General features: G+C 56.8%; 13 protein-coding genes. 7 read left to right on the plus strand and 6 right to left on the minus strand.

Going from position 1 to position 14,364, the window contains the following annotated elements; genetic code table 11:
- Window positions 1-86 precede the first annotated feature (86 nt).
- Genes NKG99_RS31310 through NKG99_RS31325 form a run of 4 tightly spaced genes read right to left on the minus strand, consistent with a single transcriptional unit; the run spans window position 87 to window position 3,398 of the window.
- Window positions 87-1,616, minus strand: coding sequence for an FAD-dependent oxidoreductase (locus tag NKG99_RS31310; RefSeq protein WP_352873123.1), 1,530 nt, complete (start codon window positions 1,614-1,616; stop codon window positions 87-89).
- A gap of 5 nt (window positions 1,617-1,621) precedes the next feature.
- The gene (locus NKG99_RS31315; protein ID WP_352873125.1) at window positions 1,622-1,996 is read right to left on the minus strand and encodes a hypothetical protein; all 375 of its coding nucleotides are present in this window, start codon (window positions 1,994-1,996) and stop codon (window positions 1,622-1,624) included.
- 2 nt (window positions 1,997-1,998) lie between these two features.
- Window positions 1,999-2,352, minus strand: a complete 354-nt coding sequence (locus tag NKG99_RS31320) for a DMT family transporter (protein WP_352873126.1) — start codon at window positions 2,350-2,352, stop codon at window positions 1,999-2,001.
- On the minus strand, window positions 2,349-3,398 hold the full coding sequence (locus NKG99_RS31325) for an NAD-dependent epimerase/dehydratase family protein (RefSeq protein ID WP_352873127.1): 1,050 nt from the start codon (window positions 3,396-3,398) through the stop codon (window positions 2,349-2,351). The genes NKG99_RS31320 and NKG99_RS31325 overlap by 4 nt, the downstream gene beginning before the upstream one ends.
- Before the next feature lie 426 nt (window positions 3,399-3,824).
- Between NKG99_RS31325 and NKG99_RS31330 the strand changes: the two genes are divergently transcribed.
- Window positions 3,825-4,229, plus strand: coding sequence for a hypothetical protein (locus NKG99_RS31330; protein WP_352873128.1), 405 nt, complete (start codon window positions 3,825-3,827; stop codon window positions 4,227-4,229).
- A gap of 820 nt (window positions 4,230-5,049) precedes the next feature.
- Here the strand turns inward: NKG99_RS31330 and NKG99_RS31335 are convergent.
- Both NKG99_RS31335 and NKG99_RS31340 read right to left on the minus strand, forming a co-directional pair.
- Window positions 5,050-5,856: an IclR family transcriptional regulator gene (locus NKG99_RS31335; RefSeq protein WP_352795077.1), complete on the minus strand. Its 807-nt coding sequence runs from the start codon at window positions 5,854-5,856 to the stop codon at window positions 5,050-5,052.
- Window positions 5,857-5,950: 94 nt separating this feature from the next.
- Entirely contained in the window at window positions 5,951-7,324 is a 1,374-nt protein-coding gene (locus tag NKG99_RS31340) for an MmgE/PrpD family protein (RefSeq protein ID WP_352795078.1), read from the minus strand.
- A gap of 428 nt (window positions 7,325-7,752) precedes the next feature.
- Between NKG99_RS31340 and NKG99_RS31345 the strand changes: the two genes are divergently transcribed.
- From NKG99_RS31345 to NKG99_RS31370, 6 genes are all read left to right on the plus strand, one after another.
- The gene (locus NKG99_RS31345; protein ID WP_352873130.1) at window positions 7,753-8,889 is read left to right on the plus strand and encodes a M24 family metallopeptidase; all 1,137 of its coding nucleotides are present in this window, start codon (window positions 7,753-7,755) and stop codon (window positions 8,887-8,889) included.
- 40 nt (window positions 8,890-8,929) lie between these two features.
- On the plus strand, window positions 8,930-10,033 hold the full coding sequence (locus NKG99_RS31350) for an ABC transporter substrate-binding protein (RefSeq protein ID WP_352873131.1): 1,104 nt from the start codon (window positions 8,930-8,932) through the stop codon (window positions 10,031-10,033).
- 81 nt (window positions 10,034-10,114) lie between these two features.
- The gene (locus NKG99_RS31355; protein ID WP_352873132.1) at window positions 10,115-11,194 is read left to right on the plus strand and encodes an ABC transporter ATP-binding protein; all 1,080 of its coding nucleotides are present in this window, start codon (window positions 10,115-10,117) and stop codon (window positions 11,192-11,194) included.
- On the plus strand, window positions 11,191-12,081 hold the full coding sequence (locus NKG99_RS31360; protein ID WP_352873133.1) for an ABC transporter permease: 891 nt from the start codon (window positions 11,191-11,193) through the stop codon (window positions 12,079-12,081). The genes NKG99_RS31355 and NKG99_RS31360 overlap by 4 nt, the downstream gene beginning before the upstream one ends.
- Window positions 12,078-12,914 (plus strand): ABC transporter permease, encoded by an 837-nt coding sequence (locus tag NKG99_RS31365; protein ID WP_352873134.1) that lies wholly within the window; start codon window positions 12,078-12,080, stop codon window positions 12,912-12,914. The genes NKG99_RS31360 and NKG99_RS31365 overlap by 4 nt, the downstream gene beginning before the upstream one ends.
- Before the next feature lie 20 nt (window positions 12,915-12,934).
- Complete coding sequence (locus NKG99_RS31370) at window positions 12,935-14,335, plus strand: amidase (RefSeq protein WP_352873135.1); 1,401 nt, start codon at window positions 12,935-12,937, stop codon at window positions 14,333-14,335.
- Window positions 14,336-14,364: the final 29 nt, after the last annotated feature.

A 14,364-nucleotide genomic window follows, 5' to 3' on the forward strand; every position in this document is an offset into this window, starting at 1 on the left:
AGCCGTGGCACGCTGATCAGCCCGGCCCCATGCCGGAGAGCACGGCGACCAAGCCGTCAGCTACACCACTCCCTGGGACACGATCGTTAGTTTCTGTCTCTTGCGGCTGACCGGGCGCGTTCTTGTGCGGAATGACAGAGTGCTGCTTCCGCAGCCCGGATCGCCAAGGCCATGATGGTCATTTGGGGATTGACGCCGGGCGCTTCCGGAATGAGGCTGCCATCAGCGACAAAGAGGTTTTCGACGCCACGCACCCGTCCGTAACTGTCGACCGCGCAAGCATCCCGATGCTCGCCAGGCGGGCAGCTTGAAAACAGGTGTATGGTCATCAGATTGGTTGCCCGTTTGGGTAGAGGCTTGTCCCAGAATTCATGCACCTGATCAGGGCTCGTCCACCCTTCATGGCCGGATATGCCCGGGAAAACCTTGCGGGCGCCGGCCGCAAACATGGCTTGGCCAAGACGGGTGAGAACCTGGCTCAAAGCAACCCAGTCCTCATCGGCGAGTTTGAAACTGACAAGCGGCTCGTTGATTCCGGGAAGCGGTCTCACCGAGCCCACTCCGCGCGACCGTATCATGCCGTAATATGAGCCGCAAAAACGCCAGTTCCGCATCAGATCGCCGCGATTGGTCCAGTCTTCCGCAAGCGAGAGCCCAAAGATCGCGGGCGTGAATACCGATCCACCGATGCGTTGTTCCGGCATGAATTCGGTAATCGCCGTCAGAGGGAGCCGCGACTGATGCGCATCGACCGGCTCATTAAACAGCGCCGTTGCCCTGATTGTCGGGTGAACGCGCAGCGTATTGCCAATGCATTTGCGCGGGCCGGAGCGGCGCAAAAGCGCCGGGGTGTGAATTGCACCTGCGCACACAAACACCATGCCGGCTTTTACGCGCACTGCCACGGCATGTCCGCCTGTATCGCGTGAACGGGCAAGGACTTCTGTGGCACGGCCTTTTTCAATTCGTATGTTGTCCACCCGCGTTTGCGCCAGCAGGCGCATACCGCGGTCCACTGCCTTTGGCAGAAGGGTCACCGCCATGGACTGCTTGGCGCCGTTCGGACAAACATAAGAACAGCGGTTGGCGCCCTTGCAGCCACGTTGCCCCCGTTTCAGTTCCGACACTTTCCAGCCGAGCGCTTCGCCCCCCTTCCGCAGAATGTCGGTGGCACGTCCGAGCGGACCGGGCGTCAGGCTTGCATTTACCGCCGTCTCCGCGCGCTCGTAATATTGCGACAGTTCATCCGCCGTAAAATTCTCGATCTTATAGAGCTCGCGCCATTGATCAATGAGATCGCTATCAGCTCGCTGGGTAATAGCGCTGTTGATTTCTGTTCCTCCCCCGACGCAGCGGCCTTCGGCATAGTTAATGGGGGGGCGCCCAATCGCCGCAGTTAGTCCTCCGCTGCGCCAGGCTGCCAAAAATGCCTCGCTTGCGATAGGAGAAGCTGATGATGACGGAATATGCTTACCTTCTTCAAGCATGATTACGGAAATGCCGGCAGCTGTCAGCACATCTGCTACGCTGGCACCGCCCGCACCAGAACCGATAATCACCGCATCCGCTTCCAGTTGCAGTGCGTTGCTCGGATGAAAACGGCCTTTCAGGTCCAAGCCTTTTAATTCCCTGCAGGCCGTACGTACAACAGTCTTGCCGCCACGGGCATCTGCTCATAAAATGCGAGCAGCGTCATCGATCGATAAAGGCGCACGACGGATCTGATGGGACCGGGCGATCTCTGCAGAAGATTATAAAACCTGTCTGCGCGAAGCGCGCTTGCCAACGGGCCGCCCGCGCCGGCTGAAATCAAAAAGAGGCAAAGGCTCAGGAAGATCGAAACGCTTCGAACCGCCAAACGAATATGAAAGGGGGCACCCGCAATGGCTCGGGTGACGCTTGGTACGACTTCAGTTACTATAGCTTTTTTTTCTTCTCCATCGAGTAGTGGCCACGCAGGTATCAGTGTTGCCACAATCACTCGATCGAATACCATTTTCAGTCTCCTCGAGACAGAACAATAATACCGGCCAAGACAAGACCGAGGCCAATCCCTTTGGACAGATGAAACGGTTCCCCAAAAATGTAGTATGATGCAACCGCCAGCATCGCAAACCCGGAACCCGCCAAAATCGGATAAGCGACGGACACCTCCATGGAGTCGAGAGCCTTTGCAAAAAATACGACGTTGACGCCGTAAAATAGCAGTCCGCCCATAAAGCCAATTGAGAGAAACTTATCGATTGGTCCGGCGTCGGTAGGCAGGGAGGTCCGGCTCCATTTCAGCAACATGTTGCCGATACAGGAATTCAAGCCTGCCGCAAGAACCGTGATCAGGGGTAGCGTATTCATCCCGGGGTCATCCGCAATACGTACGGAATTAGCGCCAAAATCTGCTGTTTGACCGGCGACTTATGATGTGACGCTCCGCCTTTGCTCAGAGACGCCTTATTGGCCTGATACCAATCATAGGTTTCGATAATCATCTGAGAATTAGAATACTTCGGCGTATAATAAAGTTCTTTTTGAGCTTTCGAAATATCGAAATACATCGATCGCCCGTACATGAGCGAATGATAGGGGCCTAATGGAGATAGGCCAAGCGTACTTGCCAAATTTGCTGCGAGGGCAGTCGGCCCCATCGGAATAGACTTGATTCGGCTTTCGGTACCAGTATGGTCAATTACCGTCTGCAGAAGTTCACGCATTGTGCCAAATTCGGCCGCTCCAATATTGTATTCGGCAAATCCGCTCATATCCGATGCCGCAATGCATGCCCAGGCCAAATCATCCGAGTGAACGAACTGATATCTGTTATTCCCGCCAGCAAAAACTGGAATGTCGAGGCCCCGTTCTATCCAGTCAAACAGGATTTGGACGATGCCAAGGCGGCCGTGTCCGAGAATGGTCCGCGGGCGCACAATCGTCACATCCAGACCATGGCGTTGCATTGCTTTCTTACAAATGATTTCTCCTGCGAGTTTTGCACGTCCGTAGTCTTCAGCAGGATTGGGTTCTGTATTCTCTGTCACGGGATTCTCTTTGGGAACGCCAAAAACAGCGCTGGAGGAAGTATAGATCAGCTTCACGACTCCTGCCGCAACGGCTTCGTCGGCAAGGATCTGAGTGCCGTCCTTGTTGATGGACCAGAACAGGTCTACATCCTTGGCTAAAGGCACTTGGGCGACGTTGTGGAACACCTTGTCCACGCCGGAGACTGCTTGTTTGACCGCGTTACGGTCCAGGATCGTTCCTTTGAAAAATTCCAGATTGGGATGACTGAAGCCAGGGAAATTTAGGTCGAACACGCGAACGTGGGTTCCTTGCTCAAGTAACTGTTTGCTCAACAATTCCCCAAAATACCCCGAACCGCCGGTAACTAGAGCTGTATTCACCATCTCTGACCTACAAAAAGCTGACACCCAATTTCAAGAAACTGCTGAGACCACGTGTCAGCCTTTGGGTCGTGCTGACTGGTATCCTGCGGTTCAGTGCAAACCTGGTCCCTAACTGCGATGCATCCGCTGCTAATTGTGCATTTTCCGTGCCAAAGAGAAAAATGTTTTGTATCAGAATGATAGCGCCATAAGTGCCGTGTCGCATATTCGACATCGTTAGATTGCAGACAAAAGCAGAATACAGTTGTCTTTAGCCGTGTGGATCGATTGGCCCATGCCCTAGCCACGGAGTGCCAGCCGCTTGGGATCGGCATGAGCAAAGGAACACGGCCTCGATGCCGCGGGCTTTCGCCCAAGTGCCTCTTGCCGGTTCCGGCCGACCCAAGGAAGCGGACTGGGCGAGCATGTGGATGAACTCGCAGTCACATGAAGGCAAAAACGAGGCCTATAAGTGTTTTGATGGCGGCAAGGCGGCTCATCCGCGGTGCCGCCCTGATTCGGCTGTTCCCCCTTGTCGCGCAGTGCCAGTTCTTCGGATGGCAGGATGTCAAGGGCCACCGAGGCCAAGAATTCCTGGTCGAGACGACGTACGACATGACCGAGCGCCTCCAGAGCGCGGCATCTTCAGTCAACCAAGTCATGGCGGATACGATCGATCGTGGAAGATCCGACGTCAAAGACAGCGCTCATGGTTCTCGCTCCCGAGCCATGAAAGGCCGGCGGCGTGACCGCTGGCCTTTCACTTCGGAATCTACTTGCCGATTAAAGGAACTGCTTGTTCAATTGAAGGCTTGCGCCACCGAAGACACCACGGCGGCGAAAGTTATCTGAGAGCTGATCCCTAACCTCCAACCCAACTTACGGTTGGAGTGGATCCACTCATGAAAGCGCTGGAGTGACACAAGGGGCTCTCGTGGATGGATGCTATGCACGAACTGCAGGGGATCCGCCGAGATTGCAGCGACGGCGCCGAGCGAGACAACCCAAGCTGAAGAAGGTGTAGCAAACAGCCACATCGCGAGTGCTAGGCCTGCGCAGGCGTCAACACCAATGCAGATCAGATCGATTACTACGTCTCGGTTCAATCTAAGGCGCCGATTGTCGGCACCCTCCCCAACTGAGATCGACCGAAGCGGGTAGTCCCAATGCGGAATGGCGTCGATCGCAAAATGGCTCGCAAAGCCAGCCACGGCTGCCAGTATGGGATCGGAAGGAAATAGACTGGCAATCGCGCCGCCAACGACTGCATGTGTGCTCAAAATCATTGTGAAGCATCTCCGCGCTGCGTTTCAGTGTCACGAATTAAGCCCAGCAACGATATAGCTCCGCCGGACCTATGGCCCGACAATTCTGGGTTCTTCCGCATATTTGGTGCAGGGACTACTTTTTCGGTGTCCCTGCGTCCGGTTGGGTCAAGCTGCATTCAGGAGTCGGCTCTTTAGGAGTGGATAGGCGGCGCGCCCGTACATCCGGCGCTTCGTCTTGAGGCGGTTGATCTGGCCTTCGACCGGGCTCGTGCTCCAGGGCTGGGTGATTGCCGACCGCGCAGCCTTATTGCACTGTAGAAGCTCGCGATCCTGTGTCTCCGATCAAATTTCAGTTGACAGGGGCTTCCGTCTCGATAGCTCTCTGCTCTCACAAGGTTGCCAGCTTAGGTGGCAATCGAAACATCGTGTGGGTTCATCGTGCGTTCGATTTCGTCGATTTCACGTCGCAGAATCTGAATGAAGTCGCCTACGCTGCTCCTCCGCAGCCTTGCGCTAGTCATGTTGATGGCGAGCGCGCCTGCTACATTTCCGCCTTCTAGGATGATTGCCACCGCTATCGCGGAAATTCCTTCCACAAGGTGCCCGTCATCGACGGCATAGCCGCGCCTGCGGATCTCTGGCAGAGCATGCCTGATTTCGTCCGCTGTCAATCCATGGTAGCGCTCGAATTGTGGTGCGTTGGTTTCTAGAATGACCTCGGCTTGGTTTGGTGGCAGCATGGCCAAGATCGCTTGGCTAGCGGGGCCAACCCCAAGGGGTATCTGGCCACCGACCTGTCCCGTGAGGCTGTCGATCCGGTAGCCACCGTCCTGTCGGTCGACGCAGACGGTGTTGAAGCCGTTGCGAGCCATAAGAAAAACAGTATCACCCGTTTCGGCCGCAATACGCATCAAAGCAGGATGACAAACCCGCCGCATACCCGTCGTGTCCGCGGCTTTGGCTCCGAGGGCAAATAGGGCCAGCCCTAGTCTGTACCGCTTTGTTGTCTCGTCGCGCTCAATGTAGCGATGCCGCTCAAGGCCGGTGATGATTCGATGTGCCGTCGACATATTTAGGCCGAAGGCTTCGGCAATCTCGGAAACCCGCGCACCGCCACGGCCGAGCTCTCCAAGATGATTCAAGATAGCGACGGAACGATCGAGCAATTGCGTTCCCGTCGCCTTCTCCTCGCTTTCGGTCGTCGTCTTCACGTGCACCTCGATCAACCAGCCGGCGGATCAAAACGATCCATAAGGTCGTCGCCCCATTATCACGACAGCTCTCAACGAGGCTAGCTACACGGGACTAACAGCTCGTTGCCTCGAATGCAGGCTCGTCTATCGACGAAAGGCGCGGAATTGGTCGCTGCAAAGTTTCAATCAGCCTGCCAAGCTCGCCCTGTCGAAGATCCCGGAATGCTGCGAGAAAGATTTCCATATGCTGCTCTTCCAGCCTGGGCTCTGCCACGTTTCGAAATTTGTTCTCCAAAGTAGCCCAGCCCATCGGGTTTGTGGGCTCACCCGTTGGGGCGAGGACCTCCTTAGACAGCCGCTCGTTGTTCGTCCTTATTACCACGCGTGCTGGAACAGACTGAGGGAATGCCGCGTCAAAATCGGGATCAACCCGCAACTGAATTCGCCTCGCAAGTGCGATGGTCCCGGAATCAGCTAAGTCCCTGTTCGTGATCTGCAAAAGCGCCTCGGCTCCTTTTGTCAATGCCATGGCCACGCAGAATGGGACGCTATACTGGGCGGATTCGGTTGTGCGCGGCGCCACTTCGTTGTTCAGACGAAGTGCCCATGAAAACGTTTCTATTTCTATCGCATGTATTTCGGTGACATTCATCCCATGCTGCGCCTTAAGGGCCAAGACAGCATCAATTGCCGAATGCGCCCAACGGCAACAGCCGTAAGGCTTGAAATAAATGCCGTTGATCGCCCACTCGGTTCCAAGCCCATCGAGCAGGCGACCACGGTGGAAGATGCTTTCGTTGTCAAGAAGATCGACTGGCCCGGTAAAGCCCTGGGCCGCGAGTTCGACGGCAACCAGAGCTGTCGCGGTTGCCCAGGGGATGCCTTCTTTCAAGTGATTGCCCATCACCTTCGAGTATGCGACCGCGGAAAGGTTCGGCGCAGTCGAGCCGGCGATGGCAATGGCCTGCTCGATTGCACGCGGCTCTAGGCCGCGCAACCAAGCCCCCGCTGCGGCAGCGCCGTAGCCAACCCATGGGCCTGAAACGAGTGTCGTCAGAGTTCCAAAATCCCGCGAGGCAGCCACGCGGACGGCGATCTCATAGCCGAGCGCGATCGCGGGTAGTATCCTGTTGGTTGGACATCTGCATTCGGCTGCCATGGCCATAACAGCGGGAATGATCGATGCCCCGGGATGTCCGGCCGCCGCGCGATGACCATCATCCAGATCCAAGCTCGACGCACTTGTAGAATTGACGAGAGCTGCACCGGCCGCGCTGGTGCGATGCGTTGTGAACCAAATCGGCGAGTTTCCATGCTGCCACACGGACAGGGCCGCCTTTCGCGTTGCGACCGTAGCATCTTCATTGACGCCGGCGAGCGCGGCTGTCGTCAAGTCCAGAACCGCCGTTTTCGCTTGTTCAGCAGCGGGGCCGTTGATCTCGCGGACATCGAAAAGGAAATCTGCAAAGTGTCGGGCAATGGTCATGGAGGGGGTTGTCACCTGTGAACGGTATTGAAGGCTCTTCGATGATTTTTATCATTATATGAAAAGAAGCTCTTGTAAATCCCATAATATGGAAGTATGGGTTATGCGTGGATGTCGAGTCGGCAGGCTGAGACCAATGGCAGATCGCACTTTAAGTCAGTCGGAAGGGGTCCTGGCAACCGTTGCTGCCTCTGGGCAGTGTCCGGTTATCATTGATCAAGTTGAGACACCCGGACGACTAGTTTACCCCAAGTCGTGGATCCGGGATCAGGCCGGGTGCTCGTCGGCGACGAGCAGCGGGTCAGGCGGCCTTCGCGGATCGCGTGGTCAAGACGGCACCCTCCCGCCGATTGCGCCCCGTTCCGCGAAGGCCGCCATTTTCGACTCTCTGTTTCGGCACTTTAAATGCACATACATGGGATGAGCACATGACCGGCAACCGGCAAGCGTTTACAACTGAAGAATTCAAGACGCGCGTAGCGCAGGTGCAGTCAGAAATGTCGGTGCGGGACATCGATATTCTTTTGCTGCACGCACCGGAGAATATCTACTACCTCACGGGACACCAGACATCAGGTTATTTCGCCTATCAGACCGTCGTGCTCGCTCAGACCGGTGACCCGCAACTGCTGTTGCGCTTTCTGGAAAAGGGCAATGTCGACGAATATTCGTGGCTCCCGGACGCCTCCACCTGGAAGGAGGGCGACGACCTCATCCAAAAAACGCTCGCCCTGGTGCGCGGTTTCGGTACCGCCGGCAAACGCATCGGACTGGAGAAAAGGTCCTGGTTTTTGACGTCTGCAATCGCAGATGCGCTGACCAATGGACTTAGCGATGCCACGATTGTGGATGCTAGCTTGCTTGTCGATCGCGTTCGCGTGATCAAATCACCCGCCGAGGTGGGCTACATCCGACGTGCAGCACAGATCGCCGAAATCGAGCAGCAGGTCGCGTTTGCGACCATTTGCGATGGGGCCACGGAGGCCCAGGTTGCTGCTGCGGTTTTCGCGGCCGGCGTCAACGCCGGGTGCGAGTATACCGGCCTACCGCACCATATCATGTCCGGATACCGCTATAACGTCTGCCATGCGAACTGGAGCCCGAAGATCATTCAGCGTGGTGAATTGGTGCTTTTCGAGCTCTACGGTTGTCTCGAACGCTATCATGCAACACAGATGCGCACGGTGGCCATCGGCCACGCGTCGGATGAGGTAAGGCGGGCCGCTGACGTTGTTGTATCCGCTCAGGATGCTGGTATTGCGGCTATGAAGCCTGGTGCCTCAGCCCGCGAAGTCGATGCACTGGTGCGAAAGCCGATCCGCAAGATCCGGCCCGATTATTACAACCGCAGTGGCTACTCGACCGGCATCGGCTTCCCGCCCAAGACCGCCGAATGGGAAGCGCTCGACTTCAACGAACAAGAAGATTGGGAACTAAAGGAAGGTATGGCCTTCCACATGCTGGCGCTGGCCTGTGGGTTTGGCATCAGTGAAACTGTCGTCGTGACGAGCAATGGGGTTGAGCGCCTCACCGGTTCGAACGGGCGTGCACTTCTGATCAAGTGATCAGAAACTAAGAGGGGTCCTAACAAAGGGAGTAAAGAGCATGACGGACAAAATCTTTAATATCCGCGTTGACCGCAGAAGCTTTCTTGCCGGCTCGGCTGCAATTGCAGCTTCAACGCTGCCATCACCTCTGATCAGATCAGCCTCTGCACAGGAGTTTGCAGGAAAGCAGATCAGGGTCCTTACGTGGTCCGATCCGACTGGCCAGGCTGCCGTCAAGAACATTATGCAAACCTTTGAGGCAAAGACCGGCGCCAAGGTCATTGCCGACCTGACCGGCAGCACATCAGATATGATTGCGAAGATCAAGGCGTCCGCATCCAAGCCGCAATATGATGTCGTGGTCCTATCGGGGTTTGGCGCGGACTCTTTGGCCGATGCCGGGCTTCTAGAAAAGCCCGATACTAGCGCAATCGCCAACCTTTCCGGGGTCGATCCCAAGTATCAAACCGGTGCCAATGGTCATGGGATCGGCTACTTCCTTTGGAGCGATGGTCTTATCTACAATACGAAGCGCTATACCACCCCACCGAAATCCTACGATGTAATCTGGGACGCGGCCAATGAGGGTAAGATCGTACTTCCCACACCGGATAATCTCGGTGCGCTTGAGCTGATAATTGTCGCAGCGAAGGCCGCTGGCGGTGACCTCAAGAATCCTGCCCCCGGATTCGAACTGCTGAAAAAAATGAAGGGTAAGGCCTTGGCCATCACGACGAACTCGAACCAAATCGCCGACTTGTTCCGTTCGGACGCTGTGAATGCAGCAGGTGTAATGTCCCCTCTAACGTTCTCGACATTCATCCCGAATCCGGAGTTCAACATTGGTGGCACGTACGATCTGGCCGAAGGTTTCTTCGTGGATCTTCAGTACATGGTTGTCCCGAAAGGTCACCCAGGCGATGCTGCGACCGTGAATGCCTTCCTTAATCACGCTCTTGATCCAGTGGTGCAAGGGAAGATGGCCGAGGAGGTTTGGTACGGTCCAATCAACCAAGATGCAATCTTGTCGGAGAAGGCAAAGAAGAGCCCATTCATTCCAAGCCCCGAAGTGATCAAGGAACGCGCCAACCGACTGGATTCTGGTTTCCTTGCGTCCGTGCGTGACGAGTGGATCCAGCGCTACACAGACGCAGTGATGTAAGATCACGTTCGGTGTTGGGCTGGCCACTCGGCCCAACACCGGTGCGCATCATCTTTCACAAACGCTACCTTCTGAGGTGACATGGAACAGAATCCTGTCCTTGAGATCCGCAAACTTTCACGCACCTTCGCTCATGGTGCTGTGAGGGCTGTCGACCATATCGATCTGGACGTGCAACCGGGCGAGATCATGTCAATCCTAGGTCCTTCCGGCTGCGGTAAGACGACGATCATGCGCATTATTGCGGGATTGGATTCGCCGACTTCTGGAGAGGTTCGCATTCTCGGCAAAGACGTTGCGGGAAAGCCGCCGCACAAGCGTAATGTCGGTTTGGTTTTCCAGTCCTTGGCAATCTTTCCGCACATGAGCGTCAAACAAAATGTCGCCTTTGGCCTGCGCATGCAGGGTCTGGCCAGCAACCTGATCGAAACCAAAGTCGCCAAAGCGTTGGAACTCGTACAGCTTTCGCCCGAAAAGTTTGCGGAACGACGACCAAGCGAGCTGAGCGGAGGGCAGCTTCAGCGGGTGGCCTTGGCACGGACATTGGTGACTGAACCGGCGCTGGTCCTTTTCGATGAGCCGATGGCGGCACTCGACCGGCGCCTTCGCGACTATATGGCGGTCGAACTTAGGGCTATCCAAAAGCACCTCGGCATTGCGGCCGTCTACGTCACGCACGATCAGGAAACGGCTTCTATGATGTCGGACCGCGTCATCATCATGAATGCTGGCAAGATCCTTCAAGCTGGGACGCCGGAGGAAATCTACGATGCACCGAATTCTAGGTTCGTTTCCGATTTTCTCGGCGACACCAACACCCTTCGGATCGCGCGCGTGCTCGACCAGGCGAATGGGACATCGTTGGTGCAGACCGATGCCGGGCTAGCAATTCGTGTCGCAAATCGCACCGACATAGGTGAAGGAGCGTTTGTTATTTTTCGACCCGAGCAGACAATCGTTCATCCCGCCGACCCCGGCGGCGCTTTTGAGGGCCAGGTGGTGTCGTCGCAGTTTCGCAGCGGTCTTCACCGCTGGCAGATCGTGTTCCCCGGCGGCAACACGCTTATTGCGCAGTCGACCGAAAACAGACTTGCCTCATCTGCCGGCGATACCGCTTGGGTTACGATTGACTCCGGCAAAGCGAGAATCGTTAGCCAATGACCGCTATCGAGAACCCCATCGCTCCGCTTCCGTCGATGGAAAAAGACGCGCCGATCCGCAAGCCGCCGATCAGGCTTCTTCTTCCGGCTGGCATGCTGATCGGTCTCCTGTTGGTCTGCGCCCTGGTCGTCCTGCGCATGAGCGTCGGAGAACGGGATGCCGAATGGACAGGCTGGAGTTTGAGGGCCTACGCGCAATTGGCTAGCCCCAGAAACATCGGCATCATAGTAGACACAATCTGGATGGCACTGCTGAGTGCTCTGATAACAACGCTCGTAGCATTCCCCATTGCGCTTTTCATGACACGGACAACATCAGCATTCGCCCGACGGCTCGTGCTAATTGCTATTCTGTTGCCGATGATCATCAGCCTGCTCGTGCAAAGCTTCGGCTGGATGGCTATTCTCGGGCCGAATGGGCTCCTCAACCAAGCAATTTCAGCCGTAACGGGAACCGAACGGCCCTTCTCGCTGCTCTTCAACCGCACGGGTGTCATGCTCGGACTCGTTCAGACGAGCATCCCGCTTGCCGTCTTGCCCGCCGCCGCCGCGCTGCGCTCAATTCCTCTATCGCTTGAAGAGGCAGCAAATGTTCTTGGGGCAAACCGGATCAGAACCTATCGCCACATAATTCTGCCGTTGGCCTGGCCGGGCATGGCTGCGGGCGCCATTCTTGTCTTCGGGTTCAATACGGGTGCGTTTGTCGTGCCGTTGCTGCTTGGCGGGTTGAAGGTGACGACGATTGCGGTTGTAATCCGCGATCAGATGGGCTCGCTTTCCAACTGGCCGCTCGGTGCAGCGCTTTCGGTCTTGCTGATCCTTTTGGCACTCGCCGTGCAGTCGCTCAACCGCCTCATCGTCCGCACCAACGTGGAGATCAAGCGATGAGCATGCCGACCGCAACCGGGCGCTTCGGAATGGAGTGGCAGCTCGTCAAAGGCATTACTTGCATGCTGCTGGCGCTGATGCTTGCACCAATCTGCATGGTCCTGGTGATTTCATTTACCAGCGGCGAGACGCTGCAGTTTCCGCCGCCGGCGCTTTCACTGCGCTGGTATCAGGAGGTCTGGACAATGCTGGTCGGTCCGGACGCCGGCATCGGAAGATTGCGGGAGTCATTGCTTGTCAGCCTGGAAATCGCGGCTCTCACTTCGCTTGTGTGTGTGCTTGCTGGTGTCCCGGCTTCCTATGCGCTGGTGCGATATCGTTTCGCGGGTAAGACACTTATCGAAGAGCTGATGGGCTTGCCGGTGGTATTTCCAGCCATTGTTCTTGGAATTGCCTTGCTGGTGCTGGTAAGCGCGTCCGATCTCGATTTTGGTATTTTTCAGATCGTAGTCGCTCATTCGATCATCGGGCTGCCGTTCCTCATGCGCAACTGCATGGCGGCGATGCGGGGCATTGATCCCATGTTGGAGGAGGCTGCGATGACGCTTGGTGCTTCCGCGCCGAAGGTCTTTCGGCAGATCGTCTTGCCGCTTGCCAGCGGCGGTATCGCATCCGGCGCCATCCTCGTCTTCATCTTGTCTTTCAACGAATTCACGCTGAGCTATTTTCTCTACTCCGTCGATGTCTTCCCGCTCTCCATCTGGCTTTTCCAACAGGCGAATACATCCTTTAGCCCGGCGGTCTTTGCCGTGTCGTCGGTCATCGTCGTCGTCAACGTAGCGGCAGTCTTGGTCGTTGACGCAGTGATTGGAAGTCGCGGATCGGCTGCCTAGCAGCACAAAGGATTTGTTCAATGACATTTGACCCGTTCTGGTCAATCGAGCAACTGTCGGATCGCTTCGCTCGGCGGGAACTGTCGTCCGTGGAAGCTGTGACCGAACTCATCAGGCGCATAGCGGCATTGGATGGCCGGCTGCACGCCTTTTGTCAGGTCGATGAGGACGGCGCGCTGGCACGCGCCCGAGCTGCGGACGCAGCACGAGCAAGAGGAACTTCCACCTCCCCCCTGCTTGGAGTGCCGCTAGCCGTAAAGGACATCTTCGATCAGGCCGACCATTACACGAACGCCGGCTCAAACGCTCTCAATGACAGGCTGCCAACCCGCTCGGCAAATGCCGTCGAAAAGCTCGAATCCGCAGGTATGGTGGCCATCGGCCGCACCAACATGGTTGAGTTCGCCTATGGCGGATGGGGAACAAACCAAGTGCAGGGCGCGCCGTGCAATCCCTGGGGTCTGGACACTCATGTCGTTGCAGGGGGGTCAAGCAGCGGCTCGGCAGTAGCGGTCGCTGGTGGATTCGCCCCAGCCGCTTTGGGTACCGATACTGGCGGCTCGATCCGAACGCCTGCCGCCTGGTGCGGAATCGTCGGCCTCAAGACTTCAGTCGGGCTAGTTGGGCGCGGCGGCGTCGTGCCGCTATGCCCGACACATGACAGCGTCGGGCCGATGACCCGTACCGTCCGAGACGCCGCGCTTCTGTTGGAAGCTATGGTGGGGTCAGATCCTCGCGATGTCGCCACGTGGCACGTTCCCTCCGTCCATTCCCTTGCCACGATCGAGGACGGCGTGAAGCGCCTGCGGATCGGAATGCTCCACGAGCGGGATTTGGCCGGCGTCGAGCCCGACATCCGGATGCTGCATGATCGCGCCATCGCCGATCTGACGGCTCTTGGCGCCCAATTCCAGAAAATCGCTCTGCCATTGTCCATCAGCGACTATCTCGGCCGTGGCGGCGAAATCATGAGCGTCGAGAGCTATGGCCTTCTCAGCGCTTATGTCGACCATCCCGACAGCCCGGTGGATCCGGTCATTGCAGAACGCATCAGCCGCGGCCGCGACATCAGCGGACCAGCTTACTACCGCCTTCTCGAAACCCGCCGCCTGGCGCAGATCGGCTTTCAGGAAGCGGCAGCAGGATTTGACGCGTTCGTCGCGCCTGGCTCGCATCGAAGTCCAGTACCACTTGCCGAGGTAGACGAAAGCCAGCCCCCCAATCATTTTGGAAGACTGGTGAACTACCTCGATCTCGCCAGCCTGGTGGTTCCGGTCGGATTTACATCAAATGGCCTGCCAGCTGGCCTGCAGATTGTTGTCAGAAAATTTGACGATGCCTTGGCACTTCGCATCGGCCGCACGTTGGAACGTGAGCGCGGTAGCCTGTTTGTGCCGCCGCCGGGGCTGCAGGCCCAATGAAGTACACGGCTGAGTTCCACAACCCGGCG

It is taken from the genome of Mesorhizobium sp. M1409, assembly GCF_040317535.1.
Lineage (GTDB): Bacteria > Pseudomonadota > Alphaproteobacteria > Rhizobiales > Rhizobiaceae > Mesorhizobium.